20 protein-coding genes are annotated in these 16,468 nt (G+C 75.3%); 16 read left to right on the top strand and 4 right to left on the bottom strand.

Features of this window, described 5'->3' with window-relative positions; genetic code table 11:
* Positions 1-14 precede the first annotated feature (14 nt).
* Complete coding sequence (ffh, locus tag G8D98_RS06200; RefSeq protein ID WP_166100476.1) at positions 15-1,616, top strand: signal recognition particle protein; 1,602 nt, start codon at positions 15-17, stop codon at positions 1,614-1,616.
* On the top strand, positions 1,613-2,437 hold the full coding sequence (locus tag G8D98_RS06195) for an alpha/beta fold hydrolase (protein ID WP_166100473.1): 825 nt from the start codon (positions 1,613-1,615) through the stop codon (positions 2,435-2,437). Before ffh ends, G8D98_RS06195 begins: the two co-directional genes overlap by 4 nt.
* On the opposite strand, the gene G8D98_RS06190 is transcribed toward G8D98_RS06195, so the two are convergent.
* Both G8D98_RS06190 and G8D98_RS06185 read right to left on the bottom strand, forming a co-directional pair.
* Positions 2,434-3,288 (bottom strand): helix-turn-helix transcriptional regulator, encoded by an 855-nt coding sequence (locus G8D98_RS06190; protein WP_166100471.1) that lies wholly within the window; start codon positions 3,286-3,288, stop codon positions 2,434-2,436. The two genes, G8D98_RS06195 and G8D98_RS06190, sit on opposite strands and share 4 nt — an antisense overlap.
* 31 nt (positions 3,289-3,319) lie before the next feature.
* A complete protein-coding gene (locus G8D98_RS06185; protein WP_166100468.1) occupies positions 3,320-4,102 on the bottom strand; it encodes an SDR family NAD(P)-dependent oxidoreductase in 783 nt (260 codons plus the stop codon).
* A 116-nt stretch (positions 4,103-4,218) separates the two neighbouring features.
* Here G8D98_RS06185 and G8D98_RS06180 point away from each other — a divergent pair, with 116 nt between their 5' ends.
* The gene (locus G8D98_RS06180) at positions 4,219-5,301 is read left to right on the top strand and encodes an amidohydrolase family protein (protein WP_166100465.1); all 1,083 of its coding nucleotides are present in this window, start codon (positions 4,219-4,221) and stop codon (positions 5,299-5,301) included.
* On the opposite strand, the gene G8D98_RS06175 is transcribed toward G8D98_RS06180, so the two are convergent.
* Entirely contained in the window at positions 5,291-6,217 is a 927-nt protein-coding gene (locus G8D98_RS06175) for a sulfite exporter TauE/SafE family protein (RefSeq protein ID WP_166100462.1), read from the bottom strand. The genes G8D98_RS06180 and G8D98_RS06175 overlap by 11 nt on opposite strands.
* Before the next feature lie 124 nt (positions 6,218-6,341).
* On the opposite strand from G8D98_RS06175, the gene G8D98_RS06170 reads away from it, so the two are divergent.
* From G8D98_RS06170 to trmD, 5 genes are all read left to right on the top strand, one after another.
* Positions 6,342-6,803 (top strand): RrF2 family transcriptional regulator, encoded by a 462-nt coding sequence (locus tag G8D98_RS06170; protein WP_166100460.1) that lies wholly within the window; start codon positions 6,342-6,344, stop codon positions 6,801-6,803.
* A 161-nt stretch (positions 6,804-6,964) separates the two neighbouring features.
* Complete coding sequence (gene rpsP, locus G8D98_RS06165) at positions 6,965-7,441, top strand: 30S ribosomal protein S16 (protein WP_166100458.1); 477 nt, start codon at positions 6,965-6,967, stop codon at positions 7,439-7,441.
* 2 nt (positions 7,442-7,443) lie between these two features.
* Complete coding sequence (locus tag G8D98_RS06160; RefSeq protein ID WP_166100455.1) at positions 7,444-7,686, top strand: RNA-binding protein; 243 nt, start codon at positions 7,444-7,446, stop codon at positions 7,684-7,686.
* 96 nt (positions 7,687-7,782) lie between these two features.
* Positions 7,783-8,319, top strand: coding sequence for a ribosome maturation factor RimM (gene rimM, locus G8D98_RS06155; protein WP_166100454.1), 537 nt, complete (start codon positions 7,783-7,785; stop codon positions 8,317-8,319).
* 4 nt (positions 8,320-8,323) lie between these two features.
* Positions 8,324-9,544 carry a tRNA (guanosine(37)-N1)-methyltransferase TrmD gene (trmD, locus tag G8D98_RS06150; protein ID WP_166100452.1) on the top strand — a complete coding sequence of 407 codons (1,221 nt, stop codon included), beginning with the start codon at positions 8,324-8,326 and terminating at the stop codon, positions 9,542-9,544.
* A 20-nt stretch (positions 9,545-9,564) separates the two neighbouring features.
* On the opposite strand, the gene G8D98_RS06145 is transcribed toward trmD, so the two are convergent.
* Positions 9,565-10,323: an ABC transporter permease gene (locus G8D98_RS06145; protein ID WP_166100450.1), complete on the bottom strand. Its 759-nt coding sequence runs from the start codon at positions 10,321-10,323 to the stop codon at positions 9,565-9,567.
* A 269-nt stretch (positions 10,324-10,592) separates the two neighbouring features.
* Here G8D98_RS06145 and rplS point away from each other — a divergent pair, with 269 nt between their 5' ends.
* From rplS to dprA, 8 genes are all read left to right on the top strand, one after another.
* The gene (gene rplS / locus G8D98_RS06140; protein WP_166100447.1) at positions 10,593-10,952 is read left to right on the top strand and encodes a 50S ribosomal protein L19; all 360 of its coding nucleotides are present in this window, start codon (positions 10,593-10,595) and stop codon (positions 10,950-10,952) included.
* 56 nt (positions 10,953-11,008) lie between these two features.
* Entirely contained in the window at positions 11,009-11,383 is a 375-nt protein-coding gene (locus G8D98_RS06135) for a S26 family signal peptidase (RefSeq protein ID WP_166100445.1), read from the top strand.
* Between the two features lie 2 nt (positions 11,384-11,385).
* Entirely contained in the window at positions 11,386-12,153 is a 768-nt protein-coding gene (gene lepB, locus G8D98_RS06130; protein WP_420813542.1) for a signal peptidase I, read from the top strand.
* Complete coding sequence (locus tag G8D98_RS06125) at positions 12,150-12,890, top strand: ribonuclease HII (RefSeq protein WP_229661916.1); 741 nt, start codon at positions 12,150-12,152, stop codon at positions 12,888-12,890. Before lepB ends, G8D98_RS06125 begins: the two co-directional genes overlap by 4 nt.
* Positions 12,887-13,201 (top strand): DUF2469 domain-containing protein, encoded by a 315-nt coding sequence (locus G8D98_RS06120; protein WP_166100443.1) that lies wholly within the window; start codon positions 12,887-12,889, stop codon positions 13,199-13,201. The genes G8D98_RS06125 and G8D98_RS06120 overlap by 4 nt, the downstream gene beginning before the upstream one ends.
* Positions 13,202-13,327: 126 nt before the next feature.
* A complete protein-coding gene (locus tag G8D98_RS06115) occupies positions 13,328-13,714 on the top strand; it encodes a YraN family protein (RefSeq protein WP_166100440.1) in 387 nt (128 codons plus the stop codon).
* The gene (locus G8D98_RS06110) at positions 13,711-15,255 is read left to right on the top strand and encodes a YifB family Mg chelatase-like AAA ATPase (RefSeq protein ID WP_166100437.1); all 1,545 of its coding nucleotides are present in this window, start codon (positions 13,711-13,713) and stop codon (positions 15,253-15,255) included. The genes G8D98_RS06115 and G8D98_RS06110 overlap by 4 nt, the downstream gene beginning before the upstream one ends.
* Positions 15,252-16,406: a DNA-processing protein DprA gene (gene dprA, locus G8D98_RS06105; protein ID WP_166100435.1), complete on the top strand. Its 1,155-nt coding sequence runs from the start codon at positions 15,252-15,254 to the stop codon at positions 16,404-16,406. Before G8D98_RS06110 ends, dprA begins: the two co-directional genes overlap by 4 nt.
* The last annotated feature ends 62 nt before the right edge of the window (positions 16,407-16,468 follow it).

Genomic DNA, 16,468 nt, shown 5'->3' with positions numbered 1-16,468 from the left:
GTTAGCCTTGTGCGGTGTTCACCAGCCTGTCCGACCGCCTGACCGCGACCTTCGCGAACCTGCGCTCCAAGGGACGCCTGTCGGAGTCCGACGTCAACAAGACGGTCCGCGACATCCGGCTCGCGCTGCTCGACGCCGACGTCGCCCTGCCGGTCGTCAGGTCCTTCACCCACAACGTCCGTGAGCGGGCGCTCGGCGCGGAGGTCAGCGAGGCGCTCAACCCCGCCCAGCAGGTCGTCAAGATCGTCAACGAGGAGCTCGTCGGCATCCTCGGCGGGCAGACCCGCGGCATCCGCTTCGCCAAGCAGCCGCCGACGGTCATCATGCTCGCCGGCCTCCAGGGGTCCGGCAAGACCACGCTCGCCGGCAAGCTCGCGTACTGGCTCAAGGAGCAGGGGCACACCCCGATGCTCGTCGCGGCCGACCTGCAGCGGCCGAACGCGGTCACCCAGCTCGAGGTCGTCGGCCAGCGCGCCGGCGTGCCCGTCTTCGCCCCCGAGCGGGGCAACGTCTCGGGTCACGACGCCGTCGGTGGCGACATCGAGGGCACGCGCTCGCACGGCGACCCGGTCGCGGTGTCGCGCAGCGGCATCGCCGAAGCCGCGGCCAAGCAGCACGACGTCGTCATCGTCGACACCGCGGGCCGTCTGGCGGTCGACGAGAACCTCATGCGCCAGGCCGCCGACATCCGGGAGGCGATCCGGCCCGACGAGGTCCTCTTTGTCATCGACGCGATGATCGGCCAGGCCGCCGTCGAGACCGCCGAGGCCTTCCTCGAGGGCGTCGACTTCAGCGGGGTGGTCCTCTCCAAGCTCGACGGCGACGCGCGTGGTGGTGCCGCGCTTTCGGTCGCGTCGGTCACCGGCCGGCCGATCATGTTCGCGTCCACGGGGGAGAACACCAAGGACTTCGAGGTCTTCCACCCCGACCGGATGGCCTCGCGCATCCTCGACATGGGTGACGTGCTCACCCTCATCGAGCAGGCCGAGCGCGCCTTCGACCGCACGCAGGCCGCCGAGATGGAGCGCAAGTTCCTCGCGGCCGAGGACTTCACCTTCGACGACTTCCTCCAGCAGATGGCCGCCATCAAGAAGATGGGGTCGCTGAAGTCGGTGCTCGGGATGATGCCGGGCATGGGCCAGATGAAGGCCCAGCTCGACGCCTTCGACGAGCGCGAGTTCGACCGGGTCGAGGCGATGGTCCGCTCGATGACCCCGTTCGAGCGCAACCACCCCAAGCAGATCAACGGCTCGCGCCGGGCCCGCATCGCCAAGGGCTCGGGCGTCTCGACCTCCGAGGTCAACCAGCTGCTCGAACGCTTCGGCGAGGCCCAGAAGATGATGAAGCAGCTGGCCAAGGGCGGCGGGATCCCGGGCATGCCCGGCATGCCCGGGATGGGCGCCGGCCCGGGCAAGCGCGGCGGCAAGCAGCAGCAGAAGCGCAAGAAGTCCAAGTCGGGCAACCCGGCCAAGCGCGCCGCCGAGGAGCGGGCGGCGGCCCAGCGCGCGACCGAGAAGCCGACCGGGTCGAGCTTCGGCTCCTCCGGCGGCACCGAACCGGCCGACTTCGACCCCTCGCAGCTGCCCGCCGGCTTCGAGAAGTTCCTGGGGAAGTGAGCACCGGGCGGCTGCACACGCTCGCCGTCGGGAGCGCCGGCCCGCGGGTCGCGTTCCTCCACGGCCTGTTCGGGCAGGGACGCAACTGGACCCAGGTGGCCAAGGCGCTCGCCGGCCCCGAGGGTGAGGGCGCCCGCTGCCTCCTCGTCGACCTGCCCGACCACGGCCGGTCGCCGTGGAGCGAGGAGTTCTCCTACGAGGGTTACGCCGACGCCGTCGCCGCGACGCTCGCGGACGAGGCGCCGGGGGAGCGGTGGGTCGTCGTCGGGCACAGCCTGGGCGGCAAGGTGGCCATGGTGCTCACGCTGACCCACCCCGACCTCGTCGGGAGCCTCGTCGTCGTCGACATCGCGCCGAAGGACTACGGCGACCTCGACCGGTTCACCGGCTACATCGAGCAGATGCGCTCGCTGCCGCTCGAGGAGCTGACCAGCCGCGCCGACGCCGAGGCCCGCTTCGCCGAGCCCGACCCGGGGGTCAAGGCGTTCCTCCTGCAGAACCTGCGGCGGCACGGCACACAGTGGTCCTGGCAGGCCAACCTCGAGCTCATCCACGCCGACGCCGCACGGGGGAGCGACTCGCGGATCGCCGCCTTCCCCGACCTCGGTGGCCGCGCGTGGGACGGCCCGGTCGTGTGGCTCGCCGGGTCGGAGTCGGGGTACGTCGGCGACGACGACGTCACGGACATGCGCGCGCTCTTCCCGCGGACCCGCCTGGTCCGGGTCAACGGGGCGGCGCACTGGGTGCACACCGACGCCCCCGAGGTGGTCGTCGAGACCCTCCGCCGGGTCGTGCGCGGTCTGCCCGCAGGCCAGGGCTAGGGAGCCGCGGGCAGCGTCGTACCGCCGACGACCCCGAGCAGCCGCAGCCGCTGCGCCGTCTGCGCCGTCGCGGCGGTGAAGACGAGCAGGGACTGGCTCTGCTCGGCATCGAAGAGCGTGGTGCAGTACACGTCGAGCTCGCCGACCTCGTGGACGAGGCGCTTGCGCTGGGAGTGCTTGTGCCGGACGTCGTGCCGTGCCCACACCCGGCGGAAGCGCGGACTCTCCCGGGTCAGCGCGGCGACGACCTCGCCGACCGACGAGCCGTCGCCGTGGCGGGCGTAGGACGAGCGCAGGTCGGCCACCATCTCGGCCTCGCGCCGGTCGTGGTCCTCGGCGGGGTAGACCTCGCGCGAGACCGGGTCGGTGAACCAGCGGTAGACGCTGCTGCGGGCCAGACCCTCGAGGGCGCTGCGGTCGCCGAAGACGGCGGCTGCCGGTGGGGTGATGGCCAGGCACTCCGCGGCCGGGCCGAGGACCATCGCCGGGGTGTCCTGGAGCCGGTCGAGGATGCGCATGATGCCGGCGTCGACGTGCGGGTGCCGGCCCGCCCGGCTCGGCGGTGGGAGACCGCCGAGCCGGAAGAGGTGGTCGCGCTCGTCGAGGCTGAGCCGCAGGCCGCGGGCGAGGGCGGCGAGCATCGGCGCGCTGGGGTGGGGCCCGCGCTGCTGCTCGATGCGCCCGAGGTAGTCCGCCGACATGCCCGCGAGCGCCGCGACCTCCTCGCGCCGTAGCCCACCGGTGCGCCGGCGGGGGCCCCGCGGCAGCCCGACGTCCTCGGGCTGGAGCGCCTCGCGGCGGGTGCGCAGGAAGTCGGCCAGCTGCGCGCGGTCGCCGTGGTGCCCCGTCATGACGCCATTGTCCCCACCCGAGGGCCGGCGCTCAGAGGAACATCCCGCCGGAGGCCTCGATCCGCTGGCCGGTGACCCAGCGCATGCGCTCGGAGGCGATCGCGGCGACGGCGGCACCGATGTCCTCGGGACGGCCGACGTGGCCCATGGCGATGACCTGCGCGAGCCCGGCCCGGGTCGCCTCGTCGTCGCGCAGCGAGCCCCCGCCGAAGTCGGTGGCCGTCGCGCCGGGGGCGACGGCGTTGACGGTGATGCCGCGCGGGCCGAGCTCGTTCGCGAGGTAGCGGGTCCACACCTCGACCGCGCCCTTCATCGCCCCGTAGACCGCGTACTGGAACATCCGGCTGAACCGGGCGAGCCCGCTCGAGGTGTTGACGATGCGGCCGCCGTCGGCGAGGTGGGGGACGAGCGCGTCGGTGAGGAGGAGGACGCCGGTGAAGTGGACGTCGACGAGCGAGTGGACGTGCTCCCTCGTGATCGACCCGAGGACCGTGTCGTCGCTGTGGCCGGCGTTGTTGACGAGGACGTCGAGGGTGTCCCGTCCCCACGTGGCGCGCAGCGTCGCGAGGAGGGTGTCGACGAAGGCGGGGAAGGAGCCGTGCGCGGAGGTGTCGAGACGCAGGGCCACGGCGCGCCGGCCGAGCTGCTCGATCTTCCCGACCACGGCGTGGGCCTCGTCCTCGTGGCTGCGGTAGGTGATGACGAGGTCGACGCCGTCGGCCGCGAGCGCGAGGGCCTCCTCGCGGCCGAGGCCGCGGTTGGCGCCCGTGACGAGCGCGATCTTCGGGGTGCTGGGGGTGGTGTTCTCGGTCATGCCTCCACCGTGAGGCCTCGTGGCGGGCGCATGAAGGCCGCGTCGGTCCGGGGACGAGATGTCCCTGGCTGAGCCGTCGCGCCGGGTCGCCGGGCGAGGGTCGCTAGGGTCGGGGCATGGCACCGGTGCTGCACCTCACGGGACCCGTCCTCGTCGGCCGCGAGGAGGAGCGGCCCGAGGCGTGGGTCGTCGACGGACGCATCACCTTCGAACGCCCGCGCGGTGACCACGACGTGACGACGCTCGAGGGCTGGGTGCTGCCGGGCCTCGTCGACGCGCACTGCCACGTCGGCCTCGTCGCCACCGGGGCCACCGACGCCGAGACCGCCGAGCGGCAGGCCACGACCGACCGCGACGCCGGCACCCTGCTCATCCGCGACGCCGGGTCGCCGTCGGACACCCGGTGGGTCGACGAGCGCGAGGACCTGCCGAAGATCATCCGGGCCGGGCGGCACATCGCCCGTACGCGCCGCTACATCCGGAACTTCGCGTGGGAGGTCGAGCCCGACGAGCTCGTCGAGCGGGTCCGCCTCGAGGCCCGCGCCGGCGACGGGTGGGTCAAGCTCGTCGGCGACTGGATCGACCGCGAGGCCGGCGACCTCACCCCGTGCTGGCCGGTCGATGTGCTGACCCAGGCGGTCGCCGCCGCGCACGAGGAGGGCGCCCGGGTCACGGCGCACTGCTTCGGCGAGCAGAGCCTCCACGACTTCGCCGCCGCGGGGACCGACTGCATCGAGCACGCGACCGGCCTGGTCCCCGAGAGCATCGACGCCTTCGCGCGGCAGGGCATCGCCGTCGTCCCGACCCTGGTCAACATCGACACCTTCCCGCAGATCGCCGAGCCGGCCCGCGAGAAGTTCCCCGAGTACCACCGGCACATGCTCGACCTGCACGCGCGCCGCTACGAGACGGTCGCCGCGGCGCGGGAGGCCGGCGTGCCGGTCTACGTCGGTACCGACGCCGGGGGGTCGCTGCCCCACGGGCTCGCGGCGCAGGAGGTGGAGCGGCTCACCCGCTGCGGGTTCGGCACCCTCGACGCCCTCGACGCCGCGACCTGGTCCGCCCGGGCCTGGCTCGGGCGCCCCGGCCTCGAGGAGGGGGCCGACGCCGACCTCGTCGTCTACGGGGCCGACCCGCGGGTGGACGTGGGCGTCCTGGCCCACCCGCGGGCGGTCGTGCTGCGCGGCCTCACGGTGTGACGGTCCGCTCCCCCCGGTCCTCGAGAGCGGCGAGCTCGCCCTCGAGGTCGCGCTGCTCGGCGCGGTGGGCGCGCAGCGACCAGCCCACGGCGGCGGCCCACAGCAGGTACAGGAGCGCGTAGACGGCCCACCGGCTCCCGGCGGACGCGTCGACCCAGTCGCTCGTGAGGATGGTCCGGGTGTTGGTCAGCACGATGACGCCGCCGACCGCCGACCCGAGCACGCGTGCGGGGATGTGCCGCACGAGCCAGGCGGCGACGGGGGCGGCGACCAGGCCGCCGGCGAGGAGGGCGAGCACCCAGGCCAGGTCGATACCGGCCGAGCCGAGCGCGAGCAGGAAGCCGCCGCTCGCCGCGAGGGAGACGAGGAACTCGCTGGTGTCGATCGAGCCCACGACGCGCCGGGGCTCCAGCCGCCCGCTGGCGAGGATCGCCGGGGTGCCGACCGGCCCCCAGCCACCGCCGCCGGTCGCGTCGACGAAGCCCGCGAAGATCCCGAGGGGGGCGAGGAAGCGCGAGCGCAGGGGGTGGCCGAGCCGGTCGCGGCGCAGCCCCTTGACCGTGAAGCGGACGAGCACGTAGACCCCGAGCGCGAGCAGGACGAGGGACATCACCGGCTCGGCGACCGAGGTGTCCAGGCTGGAGAGGAAGGTCGCGCCCGCGAAGGCGCCCACCGCCCCGGGGATGCCGATGCGCCGCACCACCCCCCAGTCGACGTTGCCGAAGCGCCAGTGCGAGGCGCCCGAGGCGAGGGTGGTCCCGATCTCGGCGAGGTGGACGGTCGCGGACGCGGCTGCCGGGTTGGTACCGACGGCCAGCAGCAGGGTCGTCGAGGTGACCCCGTAGGCCATCCCGAGCGAGCCGTCGACGAGCTGGGCCCCGAGCCCGACGAGTGCGAGTAGAACGAGACGCCGCACGGCGACCTCCTCCGATATAGACAATTAAACAGACTTGACAACTAGGAAATATAGGGTGCGTGGTGGCGGGGCGCAACACCCGGCGTGTCGGCGGGTCCGGGCGCTGCGGTGGCAGGATGGCGACGTGGACGTCTCCGCTCGCGCCGACTACGCCGTGCGTGCCCTCCTCGTCCTCGCCGAGGACGCCGAGGACGGGCCGGTGCACCCCGCCGAGCAGCTGGCCCGCCGGGCCGGGGTGCCGGCGAAGTTCCTCGAGGCGATCCTCGCCGACCTGCGTCGGGCCGGCTTCGTCACGAGCCAGCGGGGCAGCGGTGGCGGCTACCGGCTCGCCCGCGATCCCGCCGACATCCCCCTCGGGGCGGTGCTGCGTGCCGTCGACGGGCCGCTCGCCGAGGTGCGGGGCATCCGCCCGCACGAGACGAGCTACTCCGGGGCAGCGGAGCACCTGGCCACCGTGTGGGTCGCGGCGCGCGCGGCGCTGCGCGAGGTGCTCGACGAGACGACACTCGCCGACGTCCTGCGCGGTGAGCTGCCCGAGCACGTCCGGGCGATGGCCGCGGCCCCGGACGCCTGGCGCGGCCGCTGAGCCGATTCGGCCGGCCGGCGGGCATCTGGCAGACTGGAGCGCTGTACCCGTCCGAGCCCGCCCCGAGGTGGCGCCGGACCGGACGCCTACACACCGAGTGCCGGCACCCCACACAGTCCGTGTGGTCTCGCCGCGCTCACAACACCGAGGAGACCACGCCTGTGGCCGTCAAGATCCGACTGAAGCGGATGGGCAAGATCCGCACCGCCATCTACCGCGTCGTCGTCATGGACTCCCGCACCAAGCGGGACGGCCGGGCGATCGAGGAGATCGGCAAGTACGACCCGAACCAGGAGCCCTCGCTCATCGAGATCGACAAGGAGCGCGCCGACTACTGGCTCGCCCAGGGCGCCCAGCCGACCGAGGCCGTGGCCGCGCTCCTGAGGCACTACGACGAGGGCACGCTCAAGGTCGCCGAGACCGGCCCGAGCAAGAAGGACCTCTACGAGGCCGCGGTCGCCGCCGCGGGCTCCGCGGAGGCCGGGGCGCCCGCTCCGACCCCGCGCAAGAAGGCCACCCCCAAGGCCGAGGCGCCCACCGACGAGCAGGGTGCGGCCCCCGCGGCCGACACCGACGCCGGTGAGGCCGCGGCGCAGAGCACCGACGCCGACGCCGACGCGGCGGCGGACAAGGCCTGACCGTGCTCGAGGAGGCGCTCGAGCACCTCGTGACCGGGATCGTCGACCACAAGGACGAGGTCGAGGTCCGCAGGCGCGACAACCGACGCGGTGAGGTCCTCGAGGTGCGGGTGCACCCCGACGACCTCGGCCGGGTCATCGGCCGCTCCGGGCGGACCGCCGGCGCCCTGCGCACCGTCATGGGTGCGCTTGCCGGTGGCCGTCAGGTGCGCATCGACATCGTCGACACCGACCGGGTGCGCTGACCCGGCCCACCCCGCGGGGCGTCCCGGGCACCCCGGGACGCCCCGCGGCTGTCGTGAGGGCCGGCCCAGCCCGCGCCCCCGAGGAAGGAGCGACCCGTGAGCGAGCCCGTCCTCGTCGCCCGGATCGGCAAGCCCCACGGCCTGCGGGGCGAGGCCACCGTGCGCCTGCACACCGACGACCCGGAGCGCCGGCTCGAGGTCGGGGCGGTCCTTTCGACCCAGGCCGACCCGGGGTCCGGGGTGCCGCGCGAGCTGACCGTGCGCTCGACCCGGGTGCACCGGGGGATCTGGCTCGTCGCGTTCGAGGAGGTTCCCGACCGCACCGGTGCCGAGGGGCTGCGGGGCACCCGGCTCCTGGCCGACGCCGACCCGCCCTCGGACGGCGCCGACGACGAGGACACCTTCACCGAGGACCAGCTGCGCGGCCTCGCGGTCCTCGACGGCGAGGGCAGGCACCTCGGCGAGGTGACCGGCCTGGAGCTCGGCGCGGCCCAGGACCGGCTGGTCGTCCGGCTCGAGGACGGCCGCGTCGGCCGGGTGCCCTTCGTCACCGCGCTCGTCCCCGAGGTCGACCTGGCCGCCGGCCGGGTCGTGCTCCTGGCGCCCGGCGGCCTGTTCGACCTCGAGGGCTGACCCGATGCGCCTCGACGTCGTCTCGATCTTCCCCGAGTACCTCGCCCCGCTGGACCTCTCGCTCATCGGGAAGGCCCGGCGCGAGGGCGTGCTCGACCTGCACGTCCACGACCTGCGCGGCTTCGCCCACGACCGGCACCACACCGTCGACGACACCCCCTTCGGTGGCGGTGCGGGCATGGTCATGAAGCCCGAGCCGTGGGCCGAGGCGCTCGACCACGTGCTCGACGCGGGCGCGACCGAGGGTGCGCCCGTGCCGCACCTGCTCGTTCCCGGGCCCGGCGGGGTCCCCTTCAGCCAGGCCATGGCGCACGCACTGGCCGAGGAGCCCTGGCTGGCCTTCGCGTGCGGCCGCTACGAGGGAATCGACGAGCGGGTCTACGAGCACGCGGCCGAGCGGATGCCCGTCACCGTCGTCTCGCTCGGCGACTACGTCCTCGGTGGGGGCGAGGTCGCCGTGCTCGCCGTCGTCGAGGCGGTCGCCCGGTTGCTGCCCGGCGTCGTCGGCAACGCGGAGTCGCTCGTGGAGGAGTCCCACGAGGGGGGCCTGCTCGAGTACCCCGTCTACACGCGCCCGGCGCTCTGGGACGACGACGGCACGCCGCGCGAGGTGCCCGCGGTCCTGCGCTCCGGCGACCACGCCGCCGTCGCCCGGTGGCGCCAGGAGCAGCGCGTCGCCCGCACCGTGGCCCGTCGCCCCGACCTCGCGGCGGCCTCGGCCGCCGTCGGTGGGCTCGAGGACCTCCAGGTGCGTGCCGCGGTGCCGGCGGACGCCCCCGAGCTGCTCGTGCTCCAGCGAGCCTGCTGGGCGCCCGAGGGACGGATCTCGGGGGAGTGGAGCATCCCGCCCCTCGAGGAGACCCTCGAGGACGTCCGGCGCGGACTCGCCGACTGGACCACGTGGGTGGCGCGGGTGCCCGCCGGGGGGTCGGCACCGGGCCGCCTCGTCGGCTCGGTGCGCGGTCGCGTGCGTCCCGGGGACCCCTCGGTGTGGGAGACCGGCCGGCTCATGGTCGCGCCCGACCTCCAGGGCGCAGGGCTCGGCCGCGCCCTGCTCGCGCTCGCCGAGGCCGGGGCGCCGACCTCGGTGAGGACCTACTGGCTCAACACCGGCCGGGTCAGCGAGGCGAACCTGCGCCGCTACCGGCGCGCCGGGTACCGGCCGGTCCCGGGCGAGGGCAGCTTCCCGGGCACGGTGGACCTCACGCGAGCACGCCGGCCCTGAGCGGGGCGCCGGCGCCCCGGTCACGGCTGGAGCGAGCTCGCGAGGTCCTCGGGCAGCAGCAGCGCCCGGCCGATGAGCCGCTCGGCCACCACCGCCGTCACCGTCTGCGCGGCCATGATCCCGACGAGGACGAGCACCTGCGCGGCCGCCGCCTGCGCGGGGCTGCCGCCGCCGAGCAGCACGCCGATGAAGGCACCCGGGAGGGTGACCACGCCGGCGGTGCGCACCTGGTCCAGCCCGGGGACGAGTGCCTCCGGGACCCGCCGGTGGACGACCTCCTCGACCGCCTGGGCCCGGGTGAGTCCCAGCGCGAGGGCGGCCTCGTACTGGCCGCGCTCCTCGCGCAGCGCCGCGAACGCACGCCGGCACACGAGGGTGTGGCCGTTCATCGTGTTGCCCGTGATGATGCCGACGACCGGGATGAGCGCGACTCCCGTCGGCGGGACGGTGCGGGTCGCGAGCACCACGACGACGACGGGCACCAGCCCGCAGAGCATCGCGGCCGTCGCCCAGGGCCAGGCGCGCCGGGCACCCACCCGCCCGGTCGTCGTCACCACGGCGACGGCGAACATCAGCACGAGCAGCACCACCGACAGCGCCAGCGACCGCAGGACGGCCGTGATGACGAGCGCCGCGAGCCCGAGCTGGCCGACGGCCCGGGCCATCGCCAGGGCGGGGGAGGCCGGCCGGGGCAGCCGCCCGAGGACGTAGGCGACGACGGTCACGGCGAGGAGCAGGGCGACGGCGAGCGCGACGGGCAGCCCCGGGTCGATCGTCACGGGGGGCAGCCTAGGGTGCCCGCAGGGCCGGTCGTGACCGACGGGTCCGTGGACCGGTGCAGGGGGGCCACCCACCGCGGATTTCCCGGTGACCGGCCTCCTCTGGCAGACTGGGTCGCTGCGCCCGCCGACGAACGGCCCCCGCCACAGGGGGAGTGCCCGGACCGAGGTCCGACCGGCATGTGGCCCGGCGGGGGCGCCCGAACGACAGCCGTGCAGTACCCACCCCCGCGGACGACCTGTGGCAGCCCGCGAGAAAGCGAACCGTCATGCAGCGCTTCGACGAGCTCGACCGCGCCTCCCTCAAGACCGACCTGCCCGACTTCCGCGCCGGCGACACCGTCAAGGTGCACGTCAAGGTGGTCGAGGGCACGCGCTCGCGGATCCAGGTCTTCCAGGGCGTCGTCATCCGGCGCCACGGCGGCGGCGTCGGCGAGACCTTCACCGTGCGCAAGGTCTCCTTCGGCGTCGGCGTCGAGCGGACCTTCCCCCTGCACACCCCGGTCATCGACAAGATCGAGGTCGTGACCCGCGGCGACGTGCGCCGCGCGAAGCTGTACTACCTGCGCGAGCTGCGCGGCAAGGCCGCCAAGATCCGCGAGAAGCGCGAGACCCCCGCGAACGCCTGAGCGGCGCGCCGGTCACCCGGGCGCACCGCGAGAGCCGGGGGGATACCCTCGGGGCAGTGAGTGCCCGACCCGCCACCGACCCGGTGCCCGCCCCCAGGGCAGGCACCGGGTCGCGGCGTCCCGGGGCTCTCCTCGTCCTTGCCACCGCGCTCGTCGCGGCCGGGCTCGTGCGCGGGCTGCTGCTCGAGTCCTACCACGTGCCGTCGGCCGCGTCCGTGCCCACCCTCGAGCCAGGAGACCGCGTGCTCGTCCTGAAGACCGACCGCCACCCGGCGACGGACGCCCTCGTCCTCGACGACGACGGCGGGACCCTGCGCGTGCGTCGGGCCGGCGAGCCGGCAGCGTCGGGCGCCGAGCCCGTCGGCACCCTGCAGTGGCGCTACTGGCCCCTGGACCGGCTCGGCGCGCTCACCGCCGCGGGCCGGTCGTGACCGTGCCCGAGCGCACCCAGGACGCGGGCGGGCCGGGAGAGGCCGACGGCACGCCGGAGGCCACCCCCGGGCGCGCCCCGGTCGCCGTCCTCGGGGCGGCCCTGAAGGAGGTCGTCCTCGTCCTGGCCATGGCGATGGTGCTCTCCTTCGTCGTCAAGACCTGGCTGCTGCAGGCGTTCTACATCCCCTCCGGCTCGATGGAGAACACCCTCCTCGTCGGCGACCGGGTCGTCGTCTCCAAGCTGACCCCGGGCCCGGTCGACCTCCAGCGCGGCGACGTCGTCGTCTTCGAGGACCCCGGCGGGTGGCTCCAGGAGGGGCCGACCGTGCAGCGCTCCGGCGCCTCGGCGGTCGTCCACGACGCGCTCGTGTTCGTCGGGCTGCTCCCGAGCGAGTCCGAGGACCACCTCATCAAGCGGGTCGTCGGCCTTCCGGGTGACCACGTGGTCTGCTGCGACGCCCAGCGACGCCTCACGGTCAACGGCGAGCCGCTCGACGAGCCGTACGTCCACCCCGGGGACGCCGCGAGCTCGATGACCTTCGACATCACCGTGCCGGCCGACCACGTCTGGGTCATGGGGGACCACCGCTCCGACAGCGAGGACTCCCGCTACCACGACGACGCCGGCGACGGCAGCGACGGCTCGGTCCCGGTCTCGCGGGTCACCGGGCGGGCGGTCGCCGTCGTGTGGCCGTTCTCCCGGCTGGGGTGGCTCTCGGACTTCGCCGACACCTTCTCCGGCGTGCCGGCCACGGCGCCGAAGCCGTGAGCTCCGCCCCGCGCAGCACGCGCCCCAGCCTGCGGGTCGAGCGCCGGCTCCAGCGCGACGGGCACCGGGTGCTCGCGGGGATGGACGAGGTCGGCCGCGGCGCGCTCGCCGGCCCGGTGACCGTCGGGGTCGTCGTCGTCGACGAGACCTGCCGCACGGCGCCCCAGGGAGTGCGCGACTCCAAGCTGCTCCAGCCGCACGCGCGTGAGGCGATGGTCCCGCGCATCGAGCGCTGGGCGCTCTGCCACGCGGTGGGTCACGCGAGCGCCGCGGAGATCGACGCGGTCGGCATCATCGCCGCCCTGCGGCTCGCGGGGATGCGTGCGCTCGCGGACTGCACCGTACGGCCCGACCTGGTCATCCTCGACGGCAACCACGACTGGCTCACCGCCCCCGAGGACGTCGGCCTGCTCGCCTTCGCCCACGAGCAGGACGTCGCGACCCCACCGGTGACGACGATGGTCAAGGCCGACCTGCGCTGCTCGTCGGTGGCCGCCGCCAGTGTGCTCGCCAAGGTGCGCCGGGACGCCATCATGGTCGACCTCGGGGCGCCGGAGGGTGAGCACGCCGTCTACGACTGGGCCGGTAACAAGGGCTACGCCGCCCCCGAGCACCTGGAGGCCCTGCGCGTGCACGGCCCCTCGGTCTGGCACCGACGCTCGTGGCGGCTGCCCGGGGCGATGGGCGATGATGCCCTGGTGACGACGACCGACCTGACCCCGGTGGGAGAGCGATGAGCTCGGAGGACCTCGAACGGTACGAGAACGAGGCCGAGCTCGCCCTCTACCGCGAGTACCGCGACGTCGTCGGCCTCTTCAGCCACGTCGTGGAGACCGAACGGCGCTTCTACCTGTGCAACAGCGTCGACGTGAAGGTCCGCAGCGACGGTGGCGAGGTCTTCTTCGACGTGACGATGCACGACGCCTGGGTGTGGGACATCTACCGCCCTGCCCGGTTCGCCAAGACCGTGCGCGTCGTGACCTTCAAGGACGTCAACGTCGAGGAGCTGGCCAAGAGCGAGCTCGAGCTGCCCAAGGGCGAGTTCTGAGACCGGGCCGGGCGGCCGTCCGTCCGGCCCGCGCGGCTCGTCCACAGGCACTCCACGCCGGGCCCGGTGTCCACAGGTTGCCGGCCGGGGCTGGCGCCGGCGCCAGCCCGACGGTGGGGTCGGGCCATGACGACACCGACGGGCGCCGGCCCGGCCGCGCCGAGGGCGGCGCTCGGCCGCTACGGCGAGGAGCTGGCGGCACGCTACCTGCGTGAGCGGGGCCTTGAGGTGCTCGAGCGCAACTGGCGCTGTGAGCACGGGGAGGTCGACATCGTCGCCCGCGACGGCGAGTGCCTCGTCATCTGCGAGGTCAAGACCCGCCGGGGCACGGCCTTCGGAGAGCCGGTCGAGGCGGTCACCGCGGCCAAGGCCCTCCGGCTGCGCCGGCTCGCCGCGGCGTACGCGCGCCGGCACCCGCAGGCCGGGCAGGGGCTGCGGGTCGACGTCGTCGGGGTGCTCTGCCGGCCCGGCGAGCCGGCCCGGGTGCGGCATGTCGCCGGGGTGGGGTCGTGACCCTCGGCCTGGGCCGGACCCACGCCGTCGCGCTCACCGGCCTCGAGGGCACGCTCGTCGACGTCGAGGCGCACATCGGGTCCGGCCTGCCGAGCTTCACCGTGGGGGGCCTGCCCGACACCGCCTGCGCGCAGGCGCCGGACCGGGTCCGGGCCGCGGCGGCCACCGTCGGGGTCCCCGTCCCGCCCCACCGGGTCACGGTCAACCTCTCGCCGGCGTCGGTCCCCAAGCGCGGCTCCGCCTTCGACCTGGGCATCGCCGTCGCCGTGCTCGCCGCCGCGGGGGTGCTGCCGCGCTCGCTCGTCGAGGGGGTGGTCCACCTCGGTGAGCTCTCCCTCGACGGCCGGCTGCGTGGCGTGCGCGGTGTCCTGCCGGCCGTCCTCGCCGCGGCGCGCCGGGGCGCCCGGCACGTCGTCGTGCCGGGCGAGAACGTGGCCGAGGCCCAGCTCGTCCAGGAGGTGACCGTCCACGGCGCCGGCTCGCTCGCGGAGGTGGTCCAGTGGTACCGGGCCGCGGCCGACGTGGCGGCACTACCGGTCGCGCCCCGCGCCGGCGCGCCGGCACCCGTGGGCTCCCCGGGTCTCGACCTGGCCGACGTCGTCGGCCAGCCCGAGGCGCGGGCCGCCCTCGAGCTCGCCGCGACCGGCGCCCACCATCTGCTCATGACCGGCCCGCCGGGGGTGGGCAAGACGATGCTCGCCGAACGGCTCGTCACCGTGCTGCCGCCGCTGAGCCGACAGGAGGCGCTCGAGGTGCACGCGGTGCGCTCCCTGGTCGCACCGGTCGGCGAGGTCACCGCGCTCGAGCGCACCCCGCCGTTCGTCGCGCCGCACCACAGCACCTCGGCCGCCGCGCTGGCCGGGGGTGGTTCCGGTGCGGTGCTGCCGGGGTCGGTCTCCCGAGCCCACCGGGGCGTGCTCTTCCTCGACGAGGCCCCGGAGTTCCGCAGTGCCGTGCTGCAGACCCTGCGCCAGCCGCTGGAGAGCGGTGAGGTCGTCATCGCCCGTGCCCGCCAGGTGGTCCGGTACCCGGCGCGCTTCCTCCTCGTGCTCGCGGCCAACCCCTGCCCGTGCGGCATGGGGTTCGGCAAGGGGGTCGAGTGCACGTGCCAGCCCCGCGAGATCCGGGCGTACACCGGCCGGCTCGCCGGCCCCCTGCTGGACCGGGTCGACCTGCGCGTCCACGTGCCGCCCGTGCGGCGGGCCGCGTTCGGGGCGGAGACCGGCGAGCCCAGCGCCGTCGTGGCGCAGCGGGTGCTCGCCGCCCGGGGGGCCCAGGCCGAGCGCTGGGCGGCCGGCGGCTGGGGTGTCAACGGGCTGGTCCCCGGGCACGTGCTCCGCCGGGCCCCCTACCGGCTGCCCCCGGCCGTGACCCTCGCGGTCGACCGTGCCCTGGACGCGGGGAGGATCACCCTGCGCGGCTACGACCGGGTGCTGCGCGTCGCCTGGTCCTCGGCCGACCTCGCCGGTCGGGTCGCGCCGACCCGCGAGGACGTCGCCGCCGGGCTGGCCCTGCGCCGCGCCGAGGGGGTGGCGGCATGAGGCCGGCCCACCCGCTCGAGCGCGAGGAGCGCTGGGCCCGGGTCGCGCTGTCCTTCCTCGTCGAGCCCAAGCACGGGTCGACGGTGCGCGGGCTCGCCGCCGAGGGGGCGGTCGCGACCCTGGCCCGGGTCCGCCGACGGGAGAGCGCCGCCGGGCCGGAGTCCTCCGTGCGCCTGCCGGAGCTCGACCTGGGCGCTCTCGCGCACGCCGTCGAGGCCAGCGGGGCCCGGGTCCTCGTCCCGGGAGACCCGGGGTGGCCGGTCGGCCTCGACCGGCACACGTCACCGCCGTACTGCCTCTACGTCCGGGGCGAGCCCGACCTCGCCGCGCTCGCCGAGCGCTCGGTCGCCGTCGTCGGCTCCCGGGCCGCGAGCGAGTACGGGCTGCGGGTGGCGAGCGAGCTCGGCGAGGGCCTGGCCACCCGGGGGTGGACCGTGGTCAGTGGGGCCGCCTACGGGATCGACGCCGCGGCACACCGCGGGGCGCTGGCGGCCGAGGGTCCCGGGGTCGCGGTGCTCGCCTGCGGTGCCGACGTCGCCTACCCGCGCGCACATCGGGCGCTGATCGAGGCCGTGCGCGCCAGCGGGGCCGTCGTCAGCGAGATGCCCCCCGGCGCGCTGCCGCACCGCAGCCGCTTCCTCGCCCGCAACCGGGTCATCGCCCTGCTGGCCCGGGCCACCGTCGTCGTCGAGGCCGGGCTGCGCTCGGGCTCGCTGTCCACGGCGCGCGAGGCCCGCGAGCACCACCTGCCGGTGGCGGCGGTCCCCGGCCCGGTGACGAGCGCGACCTCCGCGGGCTGCCACCAGCTGCTGCGCGAGACCGACGCCGTGCTCGTCACCGACACCGCCGAGGTCGCCGAGCTCGCCGCTCGGATCGGCGACGAGCTCGCCCCCCAGCCCCGCCCCGTGCCGCTGCCGACCGACGACCTCGACGCCGTGGAGCACGCGGTGTGGTCCGCGGCACCGGTGCGCCGCTGGCTGCCGTCCCACCGCCTCGCGGTCGTCGCGGGGGTCGACCCCGCACGCGTCCCGGCCGCGGTCGCGGTCCTCGAGGCGCTCGGCCTCCTCGAGCAGCGCGAGGGGTGCTGGCGCAAGACCCGCACCCCGCCGCTGAGCACCACGGCCGGCCTCGGTGCCGGCCGAGACCCGTGAGCGGCAGCGGGGTCGGGGTCGGCGGGAGTTGCACGGCCGCGGCGGTTCTCGTTGCACCGGGG

Source organism: Phycicoccus endophyticus, assembly GCF_011326735.1.
In the GTDB taxonomy this organism is placed as follows: Bacteria; Actinomycetota; Actinomycetes; order Actinomycetales; family Dermatophilaceae; genus Phycicoccus; species Phycicoccus endophyticus.
Note: the sequence above shows the minus strand (reverse complement) of the source record. Positions and strands in the feature narration are given on the sequence as shown.

Excerpts from the sequence above, each read along its gene's own strand:
- G8D98_RS06185 (WP_166100468.1), bottom strand. The coding sequence starts at position 4,102 with ATGACCGAGAACACCACCCCCAGCACCCCGAAGATCGCGCTCGTCACG.
- G8D98_RS06180 (WP_166100465.1), top strand. The coding sequence starts at position 4,219 with ATGGCACCGGTGCTGCACCTCACGGGACCCGTCCTCGTCGGCCGCGAG.
- G8D98_RS06190 (WP_166100471.1), bottom strand. The coding sequence starts at position 3,288 with ATGACGGGGCACCACGGCGACCGCGCGCAGCTGGCCGACTTCCTGCGC.
- G8D98_RS06115 (WP_166100440.1), top strand. The coding sequence starts at position 13,328 with ATGACGACACCGACGGGCGCCGGCCCGGCCGCGCCGAGGGCGGCGCTC.
- rplS (WP_166100447.1), top strand. The coding sequence starts at position 10,593 with ATGCAGCGCTTCGACGAGCTCGACCGCGCCTCCCTCAAGACCGACCTG.
- G8D98_RS06120 (WP_166100443.1), top strand. The coding sequence starts at position 12,887 with ATGAGCTCGGAGGACCTCGAACGGTACGAGAACGAGGCCGAGCTCGCC.
- trmD (WP_166100452.1), top strand. The coding sequence starts at position 8,324 with ATGCGCCTCGACGTCGTCTCGATCTTCCCCGAGTACCTCGCCCCGCTG.
- dprA (WP_166100435.1), top strand. The coding sequence starts at position 15,252 with ATGAGGCCGGCCCACCCGCTCGAGCGCGAGGAGCGCTGGGCCCGGGTC.